The organism is Pleomorphochaeta sp. (assembly GCF_050031695.1).
Classification (GTDB): domain Bacteria; phylum Spirochaetota; class Spirochaetia; order Sphaerochaetales; family Sphaerochaetaceae; genus Pleomorphochaeta.
The window spans coordinates 1-20913 of sequence record NZ_JBNAIC010000062.1 but is presented as its reverse complement, the minus strand read 5'-3'; the positions used below and the strand labels follow the sequence as shown (position 1 = coordinate 20913).

The 20913-nt window shown below is 27.5% G+C and carries 21 protein-coding genes; 11 read left to right on the top strand and 10 right to left on the bottom strand.

The window, feature by feature from the left end; genetic code table 11:
• Nucleotides 1–445: 445 nt before the first annotated feature.
• Entirely contained in the window at nucleotides 446–664 is a 219-nt protein-coding gene (locus ACPKM0_RS11040) for a NifU family protein (RefSeq protein WP_472475946.1), read from the bottom strand.
• A 139-nt stretch (nucleotides 665–803) separates the two neighbouring features.
• Here ACPKM0_RS11040 and ACPKM0_RS11035 point away from each other — a divergent pair, with 139 nt between their 5' ends.
• The 4 genes from ACPKM0_RS11035 to radA all read left to right on the top strand — a co-directional run bounded on the left by ACPKM0_RS11035 (nucleotide 804) and on the right by radA (nucleotide 4898).
• Nucleotides 804–1565: a ParA family protein gene (locus ACPKM0_RS11035; RefSeq protein ID WP_472475944.1), complete on the top strand. Its 762-nt coding sequence runs from the start codon at nucleotides 804–806 to the stop codon at nucleotides 1563–1565.
• Nucleotides 1555–2490 (top strand): ParB/RepB/Spo0J family partition protein, encoded by a 936-nt coding sequence (locus ACPKM0_RS11030; protein ID WP_472475942.1) that lies wholly within the window; start codon nucleotides 1555–1557, stop codon nucleotides 2488–2490. The genes ACPKM0_RS11035 and ACPKM0_RS11030 overlap by 11 nt, the downstream gene beginning before the upstream one ends.
• A gap of 11 nt (nucleotides 2491–2501) precedes the next feature.
• Nucleotides 2502–3449 (top strand): peptidylprolyl isomerase, encoded by a 948-nt coding sequence (locus tag ACPKM0_RS11025; RefSeq protein WP_472475941.1) that lies wholly within the window; start codon nucleotides 2502–2504, stop codon nucleotides 3447–3449.
• 105 nt (nucleotides 3450–3554) lie between these two features.
• Nucleotides 3555–4898, top strand: a complete 1344-nt coding sequence (gene radA, locus ACPKM0_RS11020) for a DNA repair protein RadA (protein ID WP_472475939.1) — start codon at nucleotides 3555–3557, stop codon at nucleotides 4896–4898.
• A 62-nt stretch (nucleotides 4899–4960) separates the two neighbouring features.
• Here radA and ACPKM0_RS11015 read toward each other — a convergent pair whose 3' ends face one another.
• The gene (locus ACPKM0_RS11015) at nucleotides 4961–6154 is read right to left on the bottom strand and encodes a TraB/GumN family protein (protein WP_472475937.1); all 1194 of its coding nucleotides are present in this window, start codon (nucleotides 6152–6154) and stop codon (nucleotides 4961–4963) included.
• A 103-nt stretch (nucleotides 6155–6257) separates the two neighbouring features.
• On the opposite strand from ACPKM0_RS11015, the gene ACPKM0_RS11010 reads away from it, so the two are divergent.
• Nucleotides 6258–7277, top strand: coding sequence for a LysO family transporter (locus ACPKM0_RS11010; RefSeq protein WP_472475935.1), 1020 nt, complete (start codon nucleotides 6258–6260; stop codon nucleotides 7275–7277).
• Here ACPKM0_RS11010 and ACPKM0_RS11005 read toward each other — a convergent pair.
• Nucleotides 7266–7736, bottom strand: a complete 471-nt coding sequence (locus ACPKM0_RS11005; protein ID WP_472475934.1) for a hypothetical protein — start codon at nucleotides 7734–7736, stop codon at nucleotides 7266–7268. The genes ACPKM0_RS11010 and ACPKM0_RS11005 overlap by 12 nt on opposite strands.
• A 35-nt stretch (nucleotides 7737–7771) precedes the next feature.
• Here ACPKM0_RS11005 and ACPKM0_RS11000 point away from each other — a divergent pair, with 35 nt between their 5' ends.
• Nucleotides 7772–8482 (top strand): M48 family metallopeptidase, encoded by a 711-nt coding sequence (locus ACPKM0_RS11000; protein ID WP_472475932.1) that lies wholly within the window; start codon nucleotides 7772–7774, stop codon nucleotides 8480–8482.
• 126 nt (nucleotides 8483–8608) lie between these two features.
• Nucleotides 8609–9820, top strand: a complete 1212-nt coding sequence (locus ACPKM0_RS10995) for an FprA family A-type flavoprotein (RefSeq protein WP_472475931.1) — start codon at nucleotides 8609–8611, stop codon at nucleotides 9818–9820.
• A 57-nt stretch (nucleotides 9821–9877) separates the two neighbouring features.
• Here ACPKM0_RS10995 and ACPKM0_RS10990 read toward each other — a convergent pair whose 3' ends face one another.
• The 4 genes from ACPKM0_RS10990 to ACPKM0_RS10975 all read right to left on the bottom strand — a co-directional run bounded on the left by ACPKM0_RS10990 (nucleotide 9878) and on the right by ACPKM0_RS10975 (nucleotide 14777).
• Nucleotides 9878–10627, bottom strand: coding sequence for a gamma-glutamyl-gamma-aminobutyrate hydrolase family protein (locus ACPKM0_RS10990; RefSeq protein ID WP_472475929.1), 750 nt, complete (start codon nucleotides 10625–10627; stop codon nucleotides 9878–9880).
• A 61-nt stretch (nucleotides 10628–10688) separates the two neighbouring features.
• Nucleotides 10689–12128, bottom strand: a complete 1440-nt coding sequence (locus tag ACPKM0_RS10985; RefSeq protein ID WP_472475927.1) for an aminoacyl-histidine dipeptidase — start codon at nucleotides 12126–12128, stop codon at nucleotides 10689–10691.
• A 12-nt stretch (nucleotides 12129–12140) separates the two neighbouring features.
• Nucleotides 12141–13319 (bottom strand): N-acetylglucosamine-6-phosphate deacetylase, encoded by a 1179-nt coding sequence (gene nagA / locus ACPKM0_RS10980; protein WP_472475925.1) that lies wholly within the window; start codon nucleotides 13317–13319, stop codon nucleotides 12141–12143.
• A gap of 108 nt (nucleotides 13320–13427) precedes the next feature.
• On the bottom strand, nucleotides 13428–14777 hold the full coding sequence (locus ACPKM0_RS10975) for an MATE family efflux transporter (protein WP_472475923.1): 1350 nt from the start codon (nucleotides 14775–14777) through the stop codon (nucleotides 13428–13430).
• A 349-nt stretch (nucleotides 14778–15126) separates the two neighbouring features.
• Between ACPKM0_RS10975 and ACPKM0_RS10970 the strand changes: the two genes are divergently transcribed.
• From ACPKM0_RS10970 to ACPKM0_RS10955, 4 genes are all read left to right on the top strand, one after another.
• The gene (locus ACPKM0_RS10970) at nucleotides 15127–16062 is read left to right on the top strand and encodes a diacylglycerol/lipid kinase family protein (RefSeq protein WP_472475921.1); all 936 of its coding nucleotides are present in this window, start codon (nucleotides 15127–15129) and stop codon (nucleotides 16060–16062) included.
• A gap of 150 nt (nucleotides 16063–16212) precedes the next feature.
• Nucleotides 16213–17637 carry an MGH1-like glycoside hydrolase domain-containing protein gene (locus tag ACPKM0_RS10965; protein ID WP_472475919.1) on the top strand — a complete coding sequence of 475 codons (1425 nt, stop codon included), beginning with the start codon at nucleotides 16213–16215 and terminating at the stop codon, nucleotides 17635–17637.
• Nucleotides 17637–18425 (top strand): co-chaperone DjlA, encoded by a 789-nt coding sequence (djlA, locus tag ACPKM0_RS10960; RefSeq protein ID WP_472475917.1) that lies wholly within the window; start codon nucleotides 17637–17639, stop codon nucleotides 18423–18425. The genes ACPKM0_RS10965 and djlA overlap by 1 nt, the downstream gene beginning before the upstream one ends.
• Nucleotides 18426–18468: 43 nt before the next feature.
• Nucleotides 18469–19317 (top strand): patatin-like phospholipase family protein, encoded by an 849-nt coding sequence (locus ACPKM0_RS10955; protein ID WP_472475915.1) that lies wholly within the window; start codon nucleotides 18469–18471, stop codon nucleotides 19315–19317.
• 40 nt (nucleotides 19318–19357) lie between these two features.
• Here the strand turns inward: ACPKM0_RS10955 and recR are convergent, their stop codons facing one another.
• From recR to ACPKM0_RS10940, 3 genes are all read right to left on the bottom strand, one after another.
• Entirely contained in the window at nucleotides 19358–19945 is a 588-nt protein-coding gene (gene recR, locus ACPKM0_RS10950; RefSeq protein WP_472475913.1) for a recombination mediator RecR, read from the bottom strand.
• Complete coding sequence (locus tag ACPKM0_RS10945) at nucleotides 19945–20250, bottom strand: YbaB/EbfC family nucleoid-associated protein (protein ID WP_472475997.1); 306 nt, start codon at nucleotides 20248–20250, stop codon at nucleotides 19945–19947. Before ACPKM0_RS10945 ends, recR begins: the two co-directional genes overlap by 1 nt.
• Nucleotides 20251–20336: 86 nt before the next feature.
• On the bottom strand, nucleotides 20337–20913 hold a 577-nt coding region (locus ACPKM0_RS10940), incomplete at its 5' end, for a hypothetical protein (RefSeq protein WP_472475911.1).

Sequence of the window (20913 nt, the reverse complement as noted above, 5' to 3'; positions counted from 1 at the left end):
TGTACTTTTAGTTATATTATAAAAATTTAAATTCAACTTATTTTGTAACTGTATATAGAAACAATTATTAGTTAGCATATATTTATTTCTTTATATTGTAAGTAATTATAATTTTTAATAATATATTATTTATTAAAATTTATAAAGTAAAAAATAAAATTATAAAAAACCTATTAGAAAACCATAAAATTTACACAAAATAGAGTGTTTTGTTTTTACTATTATTTAAAGAATTTTAAATTTGTTAAGTCTGATTTATTATAATAATTAAATAAATAGAGGTTGAGCTAAAAAAAATACCCAAATTTTGTTAATAAAAACAAAAAATGGGTAAGTAAATAACAGAAGACGAATGTATTTTAACTCTACTTTTCAATTTTGTATATAAAAAAATAAAAAAAATACATTGCTCATAGAGCAATGTATTATCTAAAAGTGTTTCACGTTAAACATTTTCTACTATTAGTTCTGGATCTACTTTATCTCTTAAATATCTTTCAACGCCACCTTTAAGTGTCATTTGAGACATTGGACAACCAGCGCAAGCACCTTGTAAGCTTACGAATACAACTTTACCATCTAGTTTGATAAATTCTATATCTCCACCGTCGTTTTGTAATGATGGGCGAATATCTTCAATAGCATTCTTTACTAATTCTTCCATGATAATCTCCTATTTATTATATCTTTTGTATGATAAGTATACAAAAAATAAATTCAATCGTCTATATTTTAACATTATTCTTTTTAATGTAGCTCTTTTTATTACTGACAATTTTATATATATAGCTTATATTTTATATATGAGTGCTATTAAAATAATTTTTTTAAATCAAAAAGGTGGAGTTGGAAAAACTACTAGTGTTGTAAATTTAGGTGCTGCTTTAGCTTTAAAAGGTAAAAAGGTCTTATTAGTAGATTTTGATTCTCAAGGAAATTTAACAAGTTCTTTGTCGGCAGATAATAGAGCTATGGGAACTTATGAAGTTGTTACTAGCCAAATAAAGGCAATTGATGCTTGTCAAAAAACTTTGATTAATAATTTAGATTTATTATCTTCTAATATAAATATAGCGGGATTAAATATTGAATTAGTTAACGAAGATAATAGAAATGATTTTGTAAAAAATGCTTTATCATCATTAGATGAAGAATATGATTATATTATAGGTGATTGCCCTCCCTCTTTAGGGTTAATTACTATAAACACTCTAGTGTGGACAGAATATGTTGTTATTCCTATGCAATGTGAATATCTAGCTATGGAAGGATTAAATTCATTAATGAGGACAGTATCAAGCATTAAACATTCTTTAAATAATAATTTAAAAATATTAGGTATTTTATTTACTATGTTTAGTAAAAGAACAAAATTAGCAAATGAAGTTGTTGAAGATGTAACAAACTATTTTAATAAAATCGTTTTTAGCACTAAAATTCCTAGAAATATTAGGTTATCAGAAGCTCCTTCTCATGGGTTGCCTATTTTTGCTTATGATAATAGCTGTTCAGGAGCAAAAGCATATAATAAATTAGCTCAGGAGGTTATATCTCGTGTCGAATAATAATAAAAAGAAAGGTTTAGGCAAAGGAATGGGGTCTTTACTTGATGGATATTCTTTAGAAAATATATTTAATTCAGAAATTAATGAAACTGAAATTGATAAAAAAGATATAAATAAAGTACAAGATACAGAAATTTTAATATCTTATATTAAAGTAAATAAAAATCAACCACGAAAAATTTTTGACCAAGAATCTTTAAATGATTTAGCACAATCAATAAAAGAACAAGGAATTATACAACCAATTGTTGTTGAAAAGATAAGTGAGAGAGAATTTTCAATAATAGCTGGAGAAAGAAGATATAGAGCTGCAAAAATGGCAGGTTTAAAAAAAGTTCCAGTTTTTATAAAAGATTTAAATAATTTAAATAGATTAGAGCTAGCATTGATAGAAAATATTCAAAGAGAAGATTTGAATCCAATTGAAGAAGCTAATGCTTACTATTCATTATTACAAGAATCTGGGTTAACACAAGAAGAATTGTCCAAAAAAATAGGGAAAAGTAGATCTGCAATAAGTAATAGTATTAGATTATTACAATTACCTAAAGAAATGCAAAAAGGATTAATAGAAGGTGTTTTTTCTTCTGGTCATGCAAGAGCACTATTGTCCTTGATAAATCCTGCAGATAGAATTATATTATTAGAAAAATTAAAAAAAGATGAATTATCAGTAAGAGAAGCAGAAAAAATAGCAAAAAATTTGAATTCTGGGAAAAGAGATGTTTCTAAGAAGAAAAAAGAAAAAGTATGCGATAAAGAGGTTTCAGAAATACAAGATAAATTCATTCAAGCTGTTGGAAATAAAGTACATATAAAAGGAAATCTTTCTAAAGGAAGTCTTTTATTAAAGTATAACAGTGTAAAAGAATTAAATGAATTATTTCATAGATTATCAAAAGGTGATGATTTATTTGAAGTATAAGGAGATAAAGAATGAGTACTAATTTAAGTAATGGTTTATATGCTATTATCAATACTGATAAAGGTGATATTACACTAAATTTAGAATTTGAAAAAACACCAATGACTGTAATGAATTTTGTTGGTTTAGCTGAAGGTGTTCTTAATAAAGAAGATGAAGATACTCCATTTTATGATGGTTTAAACTTTCATAGAGTAATAGATAACTTTATGATTCAAGGCGGTTGTCCTTTAGGTACAGGAACAGGTGGTCCTGGTTATCAATTCCCAGATGAATTTGATTCTTCATTACGTCATACTGGACCTGGAATTTTATCAATGGCTAATGCAGGACCAGGAACTAATGGTTCACAATTTTTCATTACACATGTTGAAACTCCATGGTTAGATGATAAACATACTGTTTTTGGAAAAGTAGTTGAAGGAATGGATGTTGTAAATAAGATTGCTCAAGGTGATAAGATAAATACTGTGAAAATAGAGAGAATTGGCGACGCTGCTGAAGCTTTTGTCGTTTCACGTGAAACTTTTGGATCTTTAATTGAAAATTCTCAAAAAGATAAAATTAAAAAATTAAAGAAAGAACGTGAAGGTGTTTTGAAAGCTATAAAAAAAGCATATCCAACAGCAGAAGAAACAGAATCTGGATTAATGTATGTTGTTAAAAAAGAAGGCGATAAAAAAGGTAGTCCTAAAATGGGTGAAAATGTAACAGTACATTATGAAGGTAAATTATTAGATGGAAAAGTTTTTGACTCTTCAAGAAAAAGAGGAGCTCCTGCTACTTTCCAAATTGGTACAGTTATTGAAGGTTGGAATGAAGCTTTACAAACTATGAGTAAAGGTGAAGAAAGAACTTTAATTATCCCACCAGAATTAGGGTATGGTGCTGGAGGATATCCTGGTGTAATTCCACCTAATGCATATTTAATTTTTAATGTAGAATTATTAGAATTTTAATTAATAGTTTATTAAATTAAGCATCTATCTATATAGTGAATATATGATAGATGCTTTTTTTATTATTTTTTAATGTGATATAATAAAATTATAGGATATATATACATGAGTAAAAATAAAACTAATTTTGTTTGCAGAGAATGCGGGAAAGTTGAATCAAAATGGATGGGACGTTGTACTTCTTGTGGGAGTTGGAATTCATTTGAAGAAAAAAAAATTGAATTTGCTGAAGATAAAGGTAAAAGAATTAATATTACTAAAACAGGCGAAGTTCAAATATTAGATGATGTTAAAATTTCAGAATCAATGAGAATGAAAACAGGGTTTAATGAGTTTGATAGAGTGCTCGGTGGTGGAATTATGAAAGGCTCTGCTATATTAATTGGAGGAGAACCAGGAATAGGGAAATCAACATTAATGTTGCAAACTATAGCCAATTGTAGTGATTCTTATAAAGTTCTATATATTAGCGGAGAAGAATCTGCGTCTCAAATAAAACAAAGAGCTATAAGATTAGAATTAGATACTAAAAAATTATTTATCTATAATGATACTAAACTAGAAAATTTATTAGATGTTATAGATCAAATAAAACCAGAAATTTTAATAATAGATTCATTACAAACCTTAACAACTAATACAGTAAATTCTATTGCAGGTTCTCCAAATCAAATGCGAAGTTGCTCAATGGAATTAATTGGAAAAATAAAGCAATTAAATTCTTCAGTTTTTCTTATTGGCCATGTTACAAAAGAGGGAAGTCTTGCAGGACCTAAAATTGTTGAACATTTAGTAGATACTGTATTATATTTTGATCAAAGTTCTAATGGACTTAGAATGGTTCGAGCTGTTAAAAACAGGTTTGGTTCTGTTGATGAAATTGGAATTTTTAGAATGAATGAAAAAGGGCTTGAATTAATATCAAATCCTTCAGGTCTCTTTGTTAATAAAAGAGAAAAAGGGCATTTACCTCCAGGTATTTCTTATACTCCTGTTATTGAAGGGTCTAGGATATTCATTGTAGAAATACAAGCTTTAACAATACCTTCTAAAGGGGGGTACTCTAGAATTTTTAGTGACAGAATAGATATTTCACGTGTAACACGAATTGCAGCAATCTTAGAAAGACATACAAATTTACAATTCAGTAATTATGATATTTATGTAAATGTTGGAGGTGGAATTAAGTTAAAAGAAGTTTCTATTGATTTAGCAATAGCAATTGCTTTAGCTTCAGCATTAAAAAGAGTTTCATTTAAAGAAAACTGTGTTGCTTTTGGAGAATTGAGTTTAGCTGGAGAAATTAGGCCAATAAATTATAATGAGAAAAGAGTAAAGGCTTCAATTGAAATGGGATTTAATGAAGTTGTAAGTCCATATTCATATTCAAAAAAAGATATAAAAAGTATTAAAGGTTTTTCTATCAAAGATGTAATTGAGTTAATTTAATAATAAACCTATTCCTTAATAAATAAGAAATAGGTTGTATAATTATTCTTTTATTATAGAAGTTAAGCTAATATATTTATTAGAACAGGGAACCCAATGAAAGTTCCAATAGCTGAACCAATAGAACAAATAAAGAAAACATATAATCCATGTAATGCTTTATTCTTATACCAACCTTTAAGGCTAAGAGCATCATCACTCATGTTATTAAAATCTTTTACATTTGGTTTTCGAAATTTATATTCTAATAGACCAGAAACTATTCCAACTCCAATAGTTGGATTTAAACTTGTAAACGGAGCAGCTAACATACTTATTATAATATTTACTGGATGTGCTAGGGCAATGATTCCTCCAATTGCTGTAAATATAGCATTTACGGCTACCCAATAACTAAACATTTTTATTCCTTGATCCCAACCTGAATTAATAAAACCAAAAGCAATAATACCAATAATTAAAATAGGAATAATATATTTCAATGATTTAGTGATTTTAGAAGATTCTGGTATTTTAGTAATTTCATCAGTATTTGTATCTACTTTCCCATTATCTAAAGCTTCTAATTGTTTTAATATTCCGTTTGTATGACCAGCACCTATAACACCAAGTTTTTTCTTTCCTTCTGCTTTATACATACTTTTTGCTAAGAATTGATCTCTTTCGTCAATTAAAACTTCTTTAACAGTTGGCAATTCTTTTGCCATTTCTTGTAGCATTGTATCTAATACATCAGCTTTTTTTAATTCAGCCAACTCCTCTTCTGATATTTCTTCTTTACTAAATGCGGCTGAAATTAATGTAGCTAAGAGTTTCATTTTATTCCAAAAATTAGATTTTCCCCAAGCTCTTTTAAAAGTTGTTTGTATTTCTCTATCACAAAAAGAAAAAGGGATATCTTTTTCTTCGGCTAATTTTGCTGCACTGAGAATTTCTTCTCCAGGTTTAATACCTGTTGAATTACCCATTCTCTTTTGAAAGGAGGCTAAAGCCATATTAGCTAGCAATAAAAAGCCCTTCCCCTCTTTTAATACTTTTGTTAATGTTTTATCAGACCAAGTTTGTTTGTCTTGTTTATTTGAATATCGTGTTTTATCTAATTCTATACAAATTCTGTCAGGTTGATATGAATCAATATTTTCTTGTACTTCATTTACACTATCTTGAGAAATATGTGCAGTACCGATTAATAATAATTCGCTATCGTCTTTGAATTTGATTAAATGGACTGTATCGCTTATTTTATTTATGTTCATGAATAAAAATATACTCTTCTATTTGAAAATCGTAAAGACTTTTATTTAGAATAATCTTTTATTCTTTATTGATTTATGTATTTTTATTCATTATTGTGCATGTATGGATACGATTATATATTTGGGAAAATTAATACTAGCTTTAATTTTAGGGGTAATTATTGGAAAAAAAATTCCATCAAAAATTTTAAAGATTTCAGATAAATTTTTAAATATAACTTTATTTGTTCTTTTATTTTTTATGGGAATTAATACTGGAGCTATTGATAATATTTTAAGTGAATTAAAAACAATAGGATATAGCGCTTTGTTAGTTACCTTATTTTCAATTGGGGGAACTATTGTTGTTTCAATAATTGCTTCTTATATTTTTGATTTTAAGAAAAAAAATATTATTCAAGAAAACGGAATGATTAAAGATACTATAAATGTAACTAGTTCAGATATTAACAATTTGTATAATTCTGGGTTACAAGACGAAGCAAAAATTCAAATGAAAAAACATTGGTTTTTTAGAATTTTTTATATAGTAAAAGAACCTTTGGTTTTGGTAGGTGTGGTTTTACTTGGAATATTAGCTAAGTTATTTACACCTTTATTTGACTGGTATACTCCTTCTATTATTACAATTCTTCTATATTTTTTATTATTCTTTTCTGGAATTGGTATAATTGAATCAAAAATTAAAATAAAAGAAATTTTTGATTCTCCTTTGCTTTTATTATTGCCTCTATGGACTATTATTGGAACTTATCTTGGAGCTTTTATTTTAGGTGTTGTATCTGATTTCACTATAAGTGAGAGTCTTGGTCTTTCTTCGGGATTTGGATGGTATAGTTTATCAGGTATTATGATAACTGATTTAGGTTTCCCCCTTTTAGGTTCAATATCTTTTTTAAGTAATATTTTTAGAGAAAGTTTTACTTTTTTCTTAATCCCAGTATTTTCTAAATTAGGAAGAAGATTTTTTTATCCTTCAATTTGTATAGGTGGTGCAACAACAATGGATGTTACATTACCAATAATAATGACCCATTATGGGCCATCATCAATGATTCCAGCAATGTATCATGGTATTACAATGACAATACTTGTGCCATTTTTAATTCCATTATTCTTCTAATTTAATTATTACTTGAGCTAATATTACAATTGAGTTTTCTTTAATTAATCTGTAAAAAAGATTTCCAGATGAAGTCGTAAAATTAGAACATGCTATTTGCATTAGTGTCGCAAATAGATTGCTTTTGTCTGGTAAAAAAGGTAATTGAATTATTTTGTAAGAACCTATATTTATTGCCATATCATGTTCCATTAATGGTATTGTTTCACCATTTTCTACAGCTTTTATAACTTCTTCTGAAGGTGTTGGAGCATATCCAACTTCTTCTATTTCAAAGCTTATCGAATCTGAAGTTTGATATTTAAAATTAATACAAGCTTCTGAAGCAATGCCACTGTTATCAAGTTTATTTAATAAATATTGATATATAGTATTAATATCTTGAGTTTGTAACTCTCTTTCTTTATTATAAACTAAAGGTTGATTTAAAGTTAAATTAATTGAATTATAGTTGTTCATAAACAGCATTATAAAGAGAATAAAAAAATAAGTCTATGTTTGATAAAAATGAAATAGAGTATAAATTAATTAAATCTAAAAAATATAAAAGACTAAGAATTTCGATTAAAGCCTCACATAAAATAGTCGTTAGTTCTCCCCAAAATGTTTCGAATAAAAAAATTGAAGAATTCATTTTTAAAAATAAAGAATGGATTTATAAAAATTTAGAAAAATTAGATTCAGAATATAATATTAAGAAACACTCTTATACAGATGGAGATAAATTTTTATTTTTAGGCGAGTTATATAAACTTTCTATAGTAGAAAATCTTGAAAAATCTATTGTTTTAGATAAAGAGAATAAGATTATACTTGTTAATATAGCTAATTCTAGTAAAGATCAAATAATAAGTAGTATTAATTTTTTATATAAAAATGAAACAATAAAAATGATTAATCAAATATATAATGATAATAATGAATTGTTAAAAAATTATCCTAAAATTAATAAAATCTCTGTTCATAAAGCAAATACTAGATGGGGATCTTGTTCTTCTAAAAATAATATTAATTTCTCATATCGATTATGTATGTTACCTTTTTGTTGTATGGAATATGTTTTTTTTCATGAGATTGCCCATCTAAGAGAAAAAAACCATAGTAAGAATTATTATTATGAATTAAAAAATTTGTTACCAAGTTATAAAGAATTAGAGACAAAAATAAGATATTATGAGAGAAATTATAATTTATCGTTAGAATAGGCTAACTTTTTTTATGATAAATAATAATTATTATTCATAATGTTCTTGAGTAATTATATTTCACTTATTATAATTAAATAAAATAGATTTTATTTCTTTATAGAATAATATTTTAGGAGAATAAATATGAACCCAGATAAGATTTTTGAAAATGTATATAGATTGCCTGCAACAGTTTGTTGTAAGGACTTGTTTGAAGGAATTTGGCCAATACCTAATGGTGTAATGCTTAATTCTTATCTTGTAAAAGGTGCTGATAAAACTGTTTTAATTGATTACGTAAAAGATTGGGATGGTGCAAAAGATAATGTTGATCAAGAATTATCTTCTTTAGATATGCTTAATAAAATAGATTATCTTGTTATTAATCATATGGAACCAGATCATACAGGAGCATTAAAAGAGTTTGCTCAAGCAAATCCTAATCTTCAAATTTTATGTTCTAAGAAAGCCGTTCCATTAATTCAAGCTTTTTATGGAATTAGTGAAAATGTAAGAGCTGTAGCAGATGGAGAGATTCTAGATTTAGGTGGAAAAACTTTACAATTTTTTATGACTCCAAATGTTCATTGGCCTGAAACAATGATGACCTATTTAGTTGAAGATAAAACTTTATTTTCTTGTGATGCTTTTGGCGCTTATGGTGTATATAAAAACAGTTATGATGATGAATTAACAAAAGAAGAATGGGATTTATTATTACCTGAATCAGAAAGATATTATGCAAATATTATTAGTTCATTTTCTGCTTTTACTTTAAGAGCTATTAAAAAGTTAGAGGCTATTGAAGTAAAGGTAATTTGTCCATCTCATGGTATAGTTTGGAGAAACAATCCAAAACAAATAATAGATATTTACGAAAGACTTGCTAATTATGGTAAAGGAAAAAGAGAAAAAGAAATAACTCTTATTTGGTCTAGTATGTATGGAAACACTCAAGCTTTAGTAGAAAGTATTGTAAAAGGTGTTGAAAGTGTAGGAGGTGTTAAGCTTCATATATTCCAAGTACCTCAAGAACACGAATCTTTTGTTCTAGAGAAAGTGTGGAGAAGTGAAGGAATTATTGTTGGAATGCCAACTTATGAATATAAAATGTTCCCACCTATGTATAACGTATTAGATCAGATGGATCGTTCACATGTAAATGGAAGAAAGATTGCAAGATTTGGTTCTTACGGCTGGTCAGGTGGAGCTTTAAAACAATTTATGCCATTCGTGGAATCTATGAAATTAGATTTTATTGGAGAAGTTGAATATCAAGGTGCTCCAAGTGAAGAAGATAAAAAGAAAGCTTTTGAACTAGCAGCTAGCATGGCAAAATCAATTTTAGAAGAATAAACTAAATTAACTTTTTAAATATAAAACCCCCTTTTTTGATATAAGGGGGCTTTTTTTCTATGTTGTACTTTGTATAAAAGATTCAAAAATAGGTTTCATTTCATCAGATTTTGAAAATAAAGTTTCGGGATGCCATTGAAGTCCTAAGATAAATCTATTATCTTCATCGCTTTCAATTGCTTCAACGAGGCCATCTTCACTTATTGCGCTTAATCTTAGGTTGTTTCCTACTTGATTAATACTTTGATGATGTAAGCTATTCACGTCTAAAATTTGTTTATTAAATAAAGTATATAGTTTAGAATCTTTATTGATTATTATTTTATGACTAGGAGTATCTATATTGTTGAGATCTAGATGGTTTTTATCTTTATTTTCTCTATTATCATATTTTAAATCTTGATATAAAGAACCTGAAAAAGCAACATTAATTATTTGAGCACCTCTACATATACCTAAGATTGATTTATTCTGTTTATAAGCTTCAAGTATTAAATCAATAGTATATTTATCATGAGTTATGTTAGTTTTTCCGCATTCTTTTACTCTTTCTTCATTGTATAAATCTGGAGTAATATCAGCACCACCAATTAACATTAGTCCATCTATAGTAGAAATATATTTTTCAATTATATCTTGATTATAATTAGAAAGAGAAGGAATAATGATTGCGTTTGTGTTTAGTTTTTCGAAAATTGAAGTATATGTATCAACACAACCTTGTCTTCGAAAATTTTGAAAAGCAGAATTAGGAGAAGGAGGAGAGCTTTCTCCTAAAATTCCTATTAAGGGTATTTTATTAAGCATTTTATAATCCAATAAAATGAGATTAATTAATGATAATTAACCTCATTTTCTAAAAAGTTATTTATTCAATTATTGAAAGCAAGTGTTTTAAAAATTCACTGGTTCTTTTTGTAGATGAAATGGAAAGTCTTTCTTTAACAGAATGAACATCAAACATATCTGGTCCAAAAGAAACAGAATCCATTCCAGGAATCTTAGAATTAATAATTCCACACTCTAGCCCTGCATGAATTGCAGTTAATATAGGTTTTTTCTTTGCATATTCTTCATATGCTTTTGCACAAAATGCTGTTAGTTTTGAAGAAAGGTTCGGCTTCCAAGAAGGATAAGCTCCAACTTGAGTTACTTCTGCACCACAGGTTTCAAAAGCTTTAGCACAAACTTCTGCTATATTATCTCGACTACTCATTATGGAAGATCTATGTGAGCTAATTGCTTCTAAACCTTTTTCATTAGTATTAACAATTGCCAAATTTGAAGAAGTTTCAACAACTCCTTTTAATTCCATACTCATTGAAGCAACGCCATGTGGAGAAAGAAGAATAGATCTAATAAATTTATAACTCTTTTCGTTAGAGAAGGTCTCATTTGCGGTCTCTTTTTCTAAAGTTATTGAGATATTAGGTTCTTGTGTTGAATATTCATCTTTATAAATTTTTTTTAAATTCTCTATATTTTCTTTTAGTAAAGTTTCTTCATCTTTTGAAATAGTAAAGATACATTCACATGAGGATGGAATTACATTTCTTTTTATTCCACCGTTAAATGAAGCGATTTTTAATGATGATAAATTAAATAATCCTCTCGCAATAAGTTTAATTGCATTAGCTCTTTGCATATGGATTTCAGCACCACTATGACCACCTAATAAATTTTTAATAGTTAAGTTATAAATTAATTCATCATTATTAATTTTTTCTCTATCTGCTGCTAAAAAAGCTTGAGTTTCTATTCCACCAGCACATCCTATATAAATTATTCCTTCTTCTTCACTATCTAAATTAATTAATTTTCTGCTATTTACATATTCTTTTTCAATGTTAAAAGCACCAGTTAGTCCTGTTTCTTCACTTATCGTAAAAATTCCTTCTAAAGGGCCATGCTCACATGTTTTATCAGTGAATACATCAAGTGCCATAGCAATAGCAATACCATTATCTCCACCTAAAGTTGTGTCTTTTGCTTTTAAGAAATCTCCGTCAATTTGTAGATCAATTGGATCTTTTAAAAAGTCATGTTTTGATTCTAAAGTTTTAACACATACCATATCCATGTGACCTTGAAGTGCTACAGTGCTTTTATTTTCATACCCTTTAGTAGCTGGTACATAAATTATTACATTACCAATTTTATCGACTTTAGCTTCAAAGTTATTTTTTTTTGCAAAATTTAATAAATACTGTCTAACGCCTTCTTCATTACCGGATTCTCTTGGTATATCAGATATATCTTTGAAATAAGAGAAAAGAGCTTTTGGTTCCAATTCATTGTAGTTTTTCATTTTTTACTTCCTTCATGCGAATCTGTCTCTTATTAGCTTACCCCCAATGAACAAAGCTTTCAACTGTAATTTTTCATCTAATATTGTTAAATCTGCTTTATATTCTGGAATGATAGAACCAATTCTATCCATAGAGTATATTCTTGCTGGATTTGAAGAGGCCATTTGAACTGCATCATCTAAAGGAATTCCCCATTCGGTCATATTTCTTAAACCTTGTAACATTGTTAAGGCACTACCTAAAAATAAAGATGGATCTTTTTTGCTTACAAAAGCGCCTTCTTCATTAATTGCAGCTTCAACACCATTTGCTAATAATTTACCAATTCTTTGTTTTGTTGGTTTTAAAGAATCTGTGACCATAACTATATTATCAATAGGTTTATCTCTAATTAACAATTTAACAAGTTCTGGATGTACATGAACGCCATCACAAATAATTTCAGCTTTCATATTATTTTGAATCATAATAGCGCCAACAGTACCTGGGTTTCTATGGTGTAATCTACTCATAGCATTAAAAAAATGTGTTGAGTGAAGAATCCCACATTGCATTCCTTCTATTATGTTTTCATATGTAGCATCGGTGTGGCCTGCAAGTAAAACCACGTTATGTTTTCTAGCTTCAAGTGCAAGTTGTCTCATATGCTTAAGTTCAGGTGCAACAGTCATACATGTTATATGGCCTTTGCCTACTTCAAGAAATTTATGAAATAAATCTAAATCAACATCTTTTCTACCTTTAGGATTTTGGGCACCTAATCTTTTTTCTGAAATAAAAGGACCTTCAAGGTTTACTCCATGAATCCTTGCACCTTTTTCTTTACCCATTGCCTCAACAATAGCTTTTGTTCCAGCAATCATATTTTCTTCAGTATCAGTGTATATTGTTGGCATAAAACTAGTTACACCAAAGTCAGCTAATCTTTCACTCATTCCTAAAATTGAGTCAGGTGAATTATCTTCTGTACCATATCCTCCAATACCATGAATATGTGAATCAATTAATCCTGGAATTATATAACTGTTTTGAACATCAATTATTATTGTTTCTGTTGAGTATTTTTTTTGTGAGAATCTTTTCATATTAAAGATATCACTAATATTTCCTTTATTATCTATATGAATTGCACAGTCTTTTAGTTGGGCATAACCTGTTAAAACTGTACCATTTATTAATATTGTATCCATGAAAACTCCTAAATCGTCTTAAGTATAGAGAACAATATAGTAATGGTCAAATTTTTAAAAATAGATAAGGTAAAAAATGTAAATATAATGGATAATAGTGTAATTAATTTAAGTTAAATCTTTTATCCAAGTTTTAGATTTGATTTTTCTTAAACCTATTAATGATTTTCCAACTTCTTCTAATCCCATAGCTAAGTAAACCATAGGTAATGGGAGGTTAAAAATAAATATTGAAATAAATACACTTGGAACACCAATTAACCAAACGCAAAAAGCTTCTAAAATAAAAGCGAAAGTTGTACTTCCTCCACCTCTAATTGACCCTACTATTATGGCTGTAGTTAAAAACTTTATAGGTAAAAGTAAGGCAAAAATAGATAAAGTATTGATAATTAGATTAGAAATTATATCTTCTAATGCAAAAAAATGAGTTAAGAATGGAGCAGATAAATAAAGTATTAAACCCATTAGTATGCCACTTAGTATACTAATATAATTGAATCTTATAGCATAAGATTGAGCTAAATCATAATTTTTTTCACCAACTTTATTTCCAACCATAATTGAAGCAGACATACTAAAGCCCATGGCAACGACAAAGAATAACCCTGTAATTGATTCAGTTACCTGAACAGCCGCTAATACATTAGTACCCATTTTAGAGAAGGCATATTTATAAGCTACCATACCTAAAGCCCAAGTTAATTCATTTAAAACAACAGGAGAGCTTCCTTTGATATATTTTTTAATAAAATCTTTAGAATATTTATATGCTTTTATATTTCTTATACCTATTACTATATTCTTTTTATTGTAGGATAATAGAATAAGTAAAAAAACTTCTAGAAAACGACAGAAAGTAGTAGCAATTGCAGCTCCTCTTACACCTAATTGAGGAAAAGGTCCAATACCAAATATTAGTAAGTAATTTCCGATAGTGTTTATTGTTAATGCAATTGTAGCAATAAATAATGGTAATTTAGTATTATGTGCAGCTCTAAAGGCAGTTGCATAAATATAACCAATAGCTGAAAAAATATAACTAATAGAAACTACTTTTAAATAAGAAACTCCTAAAGAAATTACTTCTTTGTCTGTTGTGAAAAATCCCATTATATATTCAGGAAAGAAAAATGAGGCTAAACAAAAAAATAAAGAAAATAATGAACTAAAAAAAAGAGCAATAATAAAGGTCTTTTTAAAATCCTTTATTTTTCTAGCACCCCAAAATTGTGAAAGTAAAACACCTGTACCACTTCCTAAACCAAAATATATTAAATTGATTAAGAAAAACATTTGGTTAGCTAAGCCAACTGCAGCAACACTTTTTGCACCTAATTGTCCTATCATTAAAGTATCAATGAATGACACCGAATTTAGTAATAATTGATGTAACATCATTGGAAGTGATAATTGTAATAATTTTTTATAAAACTGTTTTTTTTCTAAATTTATCATTTTTGTTCTCTAACTGAGTAGTATAGTAATTTAGAAAATGAAACAAGTCTTTTTGAATTAAATTTATTAATAATATTATTTTTTATTTATATATTAATATAGAAAGAAAATTATCATTAAATCAAAAAAAATTATAATGAAAGATAATTATATAAAAGAATATTTATATAAAAGAATATTTATATAAAAAACCTTGTTTTAGTAAAAAAAAAGAAAAGATGAAATATTTATATAGAAACTGCCTAAAATAATATTTTTATAAAAGATAAAACTTGTTTCTAAAAATTCAATAGTGTAAAATATTTTCATATGTGCCCATGCATATAATCAAAAATAAGTAGGTATTTTAATGAAAGGACGAGGTTTAGTAATTTTAAACCCAAATGCAAATAAAGGAAAAGCAACTAAATTAGAAAAAAGAATTAAAAAAGCTTTTATTAATCAAGGTTTTGATATTGATTTAGTTAAATCTAAAGGGATTGAGGATTGTAGAAAGCATGCATATGATGCTGTGGGAACTTATTCTTTAATCTGTGCTGTTGGTGGAGATGGAACCGTAAATGAAGTTGTCGATGGAATTTTGATAAGAGCAAATAAAGAATCTCTTAGTATAGATAAACTTCCTTTATTTGCAATTATTCCAATTGGTAGAGGTAATGATTTTGCTTGGATGTTAAAGTTAAGAGATAAATCAATAGAAGAGATGGTCGAAAAAATAAAAGAAGAAAAAACAAAAACTATTGATATTGGGTATTGTGTTGGTGGACAATATCCAAATGGATGTCATTTTGTAAATGGGTTGGGAATAGGATTTGAGCCATCTGTAAATTTTATAGCTAGTGAATTTAAAAATGTTTCAGGTACTTTAAGCTATATTCTAGCACTGATAAAAATGTTAAAAAAATATCCAAAACCAATGGATTTATTAATTGAAAAAGAATCTGGTGAATTTTTAGTTAAATCTCAACAGTTATCTTTGGGAAATGGACAAAGAATGGGAGGTGCTTTTTTAATGACTCCTAAAGCTGTTTTAGATGATGGCTATTTAGACTTTGTATATGCAAATAAACCTATTCCCAAAAATAAAATCTTATTAAAAGCGTTAAAGTTTTTGTCTGGTAAACAGATAGAAGATGAAATATTTTCTTTCGAAAGAGAAAAATGGGTTAAAATTACAGCACAAAATTGTGGCATGCCAATACATATTGATGGTGAAATGGTTGGTAAAAATGTAGAAAAAATAGAAATATATATAAAAAATAAAGTTCTAAAAGTTATTATTTAAAAAAAATAGAAAATTTTTGTTTTTTTTTGTTAGAAAAAGTAAATTATAGTGTATTATAATAAGGCTTGCTATTAATTTGCCTATTGAATGGTTTATTATTATATTGTATTTTATTAGATTCTAGATAAGAATTTATTTGAGGAGAAAACAGTGGTTAAGGAATTAGTTCCAGCAATACACTTTTATGATCAAGATTTTGTCGACATGTATAATCGAACATGGGTTTGGATTAATGAACAATGGCAAAAAGGAACCGACCAAAACGGTTTTGTCGGTGATTATTTAGCATATCCAGATCAGAAGACATTTAATCAATTTGAATCATGTATGTCTGCATTATTTTTGGTTTATAGTAATCAAAAATATTCTCCTTTTGCGCTAATGGATTATTTTTATTCAAAGCAAGAAGAAGATGGTGCGATAAGAAGTGATTACTCAGTTGAAACAGGAGAACCTATTAATGTAGCAAATAATCCTTTAGGTCTTGCTCCTTGTTTATTAGCTTATGTAGAATTTACATTTTTCCATAAGATTGGTAATAAGAAAAGATTAAAAGAAGTTGTTCCAAAGTTAGAAAAATATTTTGAATGGTTAGATATTAACTTTAAAGATGAAAATGGATTATATTCTGTTCCTCTAACAGCTTGTGTTAGTGGAAATATTCCACGTGATAATTGTGTTTATCCTATTGATTTTAATGCTCAATTGGCTATGAATGCTTTATATATGTCTGCAATTGGAGATATATTAAATGATAAAGAATTAAGTTTTAAATATAAAAAAATGTATTTTGGCTTAAAAACTAGAATTAACACACAAATGTGGGACGATAATACTAAGTTTTATTATGATCTAAACGGAAAAGGTGATAAAGTTGGTGAAAAATTTATTGGAGCATATTGGACTTTATTAGCTGAAATTCCTAATGATGAAAGAGCCTCTTTTTTAATAGAAAAACTTCATGATTCTAATGAATTTGGTACGGATAATCCATTCCCAGGCCTTCCTGTAAGTTCTCCTAATTATAGTGAGAAAGGAAATGGTTGGTGTGGTGGAGTTATTCCAATTAACACATTTATGGTTGTTAAAGGATTAATTAAATATAATGAGTTTATTTTTGCAAGAGAATGTGCAATTAGACATTTATATTTTATATTAGATACCTTTCATCCTGATACTGATAAAATTGATGACGTTTGGGAAGGATACTTACCAAACAAAGAAGGAAAGTCAGTAACTACTGAAATAGCAAATTTTCCTAGAAGAAGATTTTTACCAATGCATGGTTTAATTACTATTTCATTAATGATAGAAAATATAATAGGTATGGAAATATCATTACCTAGAAAAACTGTAGATTGGACTATGACAAGTAGAGAAGCTATGGGAATAGAAAATTTATCATTAAAAAGGAATATGATTACTATTTTGAGTAATAAAAATTCACGTGGTTGGGAAATACGCCTAGAAAGTGAAAAATTGTATTATTTTACAATTGAAATAATCGATGAAGAGAAAAAGAAAACATTGCCAATTCCTTCTGGTAAATGTTCAATGTTGGTAGATAAATTATAATGGCTTGGTTTGGTAAAGTAATAGGAGGTCTTGTAGGATTTACTCTTGGGGGACCTCTTGGAATGATTGCAGGGATTGCCTTTGGCAATCTTTTTGATAATGCAGATAACTATAATAATAATTCTTATTCACAAACGAAATATTATGAGTTTGGACAAAGAAGAATGAATAGAGTTGAACAAAGGAATATGCTTTTCTTTGTTGGTGTTTTTTCTTTATTAGCTCGACTATCACAAGCCGATTCAAAAGTAAGTGATGAAGAAAGAGCTGCAGTAAATAAATTTATAGAAAATGATTTAGGTTTAGATTCTGCTTCTAAAGATGCTGCAAGAAGAGTTTTTGAAGCAGCATTAACCAATAATGGAACAGTAGAACAATTTGCACGACAATTATATTCAGGATTTAGTCACGATCAAGCTATTCTTCAATTAACAATTGATGCATTATTTAAAGTAGCTTATTCCGATGGTTCTTTATCAACAGAAGAAGCTAATATTATAAAACAAGTTATTGCAATATTTAGATTCTCTCCATCTTATTTTGATGGTATGAAAAATAAATATTCTTCTACAAAAACAACATCTTCAGCTTATGCTGTTTTAGGTTTAACAAAATCTGCAACTGATTCTGAAGTTAAAAAAGCTTATAGAAAATTAAGTATTGAATATCACCCTGATACGATTGCTTCAAAGGGTTTACCTGAAGAATTTTCAAAAATGGCTACAGAAAAGTTTAGAGAAATACAAGCCGCTTATGAAAAAATAAAAGAAGAAAGAAATATAAAATAAAAATATAAAACATGATTTAATATCATGTTTTTTTTGAGGTTATATGTATATTGATGGGACTATTATATTAGAAGGCGGTGCAAATCGTGGTGTTTTTACCGCTGGTGTTATTGATTATTTAATGGAAAATAATATTTATTTTAAAAACATTATTGGAGTATCTGCAGGTGCAGCAAATGCTTTAAATTATGCATCACATCAAATAGGTAGATCTAGAAAGACTATTGTAATTGATAAAAAAGAAAATAGGTATATTAATAAATCAAAATTTATTACTTCTCATATTTTAGATATGGAAAAATTATTTGATACATTTCCTAATATAACTTTCCCCTATGATTATACTTCTTATATTAATAATAATCATAATGTTTTGATAACCGTTACGAATTGTAGTACAGGATTATGTGAATATCATAAAATTGATCCATATAATAAAGATTTAACGGCTTGTGTAGCTTCTTGTAGTATGCCTTTTGCAGCGCCAATAGTTGATTATAATTTAGGGAAATATGTAGATGGCAGTGTTTCTAATTCTATTCCCCTAGATCAAGCTTATAAAATTAGTAATAAGAATTTAGTTTTAGTATTAACTCAAAAAGAAGGATATATGAAAAAACCTATTAGTACTTTTAATAAGAAAATTATTAAAAGAAAATATAGTAAATATCCTAAAATGGTTGATAAAATGTTAGAGCGACCGACTAGATATAATAATAGATTGCTTGAAATAAAAGAAAAAGAACAGAATAAAAAAATTTTTGTAATTAGACCAGAAGTTGATACTATTTCACATTTAGAACAAGATGTTGGTATATTAAATGATTTTTATAATCATGGAAGAAAAGTAATTGATTTAAAATTTAATAGTTTATTAGATTATTTAAAATAAAAAAAATAACAACATATCAATTGATATGTTGTGTATGTTATTAAAAATTAATTCTTCCTCTTAAAGATCTAGCTATTGTAACTTTATCTGCATATTCTAAATCTCCACCGATAGGTAATCCACTTGCTAATCTTGTAATGTTAATATTAGAATCTTTTAGCATTTGTCTAATATATAAAGCTGTAGTATCTCCCTCTTCAGTAGGATTTGTAGCAATAATAACTTCTTTAAAGTCTCCATTTTTTAATCTTTTGAAAAGATTGGAAAAGTTTAATTGATCAACTCCAATTCCATCAATTGGACTTATTGCTCCGCCTAAAACGTGAAACATACCATCGTAAACTCCACTTGCTAATAGAGTAACAACATCTTGTGGTTGTTCGACTATACATATAGTATTGTGATCTCTACTTTGATCTGAGCAAATAGGACAAGGATCTGTTTCAGTAAAGCTACCACAAATGCTACAAGGGAAAATTTTTTCTTGGATTGACGCAATTTCATCTCCTAACAATTTATTATACCCACTATCTGTTTTAATTAGATGGTAAGCTAATCTAGAAGCTGTTTTTGGTCCAATACTTGGTAATCTACTTAAATGTTCTATTAATGATTCTAATGCACTCATTAATTTTGTCCAAAAAGATTCCCTAAATTACCTAAATTACCTGCCATTTTTGTGCTTTCTTCTTGGATTTTACTTTGTAAGTTTTGAGAAGCACTATTAAATGCAGCAGCAATTAAGACTTGAAGGGTATCAACATCATTTGGATCTACAATAGCTTTATCAATTTTTATATCAGTGATTGTATATTTTCCATTAATAGTAATTTCAACCATTCCAGCACCAGCATTCCCTGTAGCAAAAATAGTTTCTAATTGATTTTTCATTTTATCTACATTTTTTTGTAGATCTTTCATATTTTTCATCATGTCAAAAGGGTTCATAAATTAGTTAAGCAAATTAATGCTTCCTCCTATAATATATATAATAAGATAAATATAATAATTATTATAAATTAGTCAATTTCTTCAATCTTTCCACGAAACATTTTTCTTGTTTCTTCAACAAAAGGATCAGAATTCATTTCCGATTGTTTTTTTTGTATAACTTGTTCGAGTTCAAAATTAACATAACCTGTATAACCACAAATTCTTTTAATAGCAGCTCTAATTATATTTTCATTTGCCTTCATTATTGTGTAGTTGAAATTATAAGGTGTATATATAATTAAATTGTTATTATTTTGTTCTACTTTCGTTATTTTATTGCAAGCTGTCGATACTTTTAAATATTTATTTTTCATTAATTCAATAATCAAAGGAACTTTTTCCATATTAAATATACCATCTTGTATATTTTCTATATTAGGTTTTGTTTGGTTTTGCCTTAATTTCGCATTTGTATCTGTTTTAATTTGTTCGGAAATAATTTTAGATTGAATTTCAGATTGTTGTAGTTCAGCTTGCTTTTGTAATTCAGCTTGCTTTTGTAATTCAGCTTGCTTTTGTAATTCAGCTTGCTTTTGTAATTCAGCTTGCTTTTGTAATTCAGCTTGCTTTTGTAATTCAGCTTGCTTTTGTAATTCAGCTTGC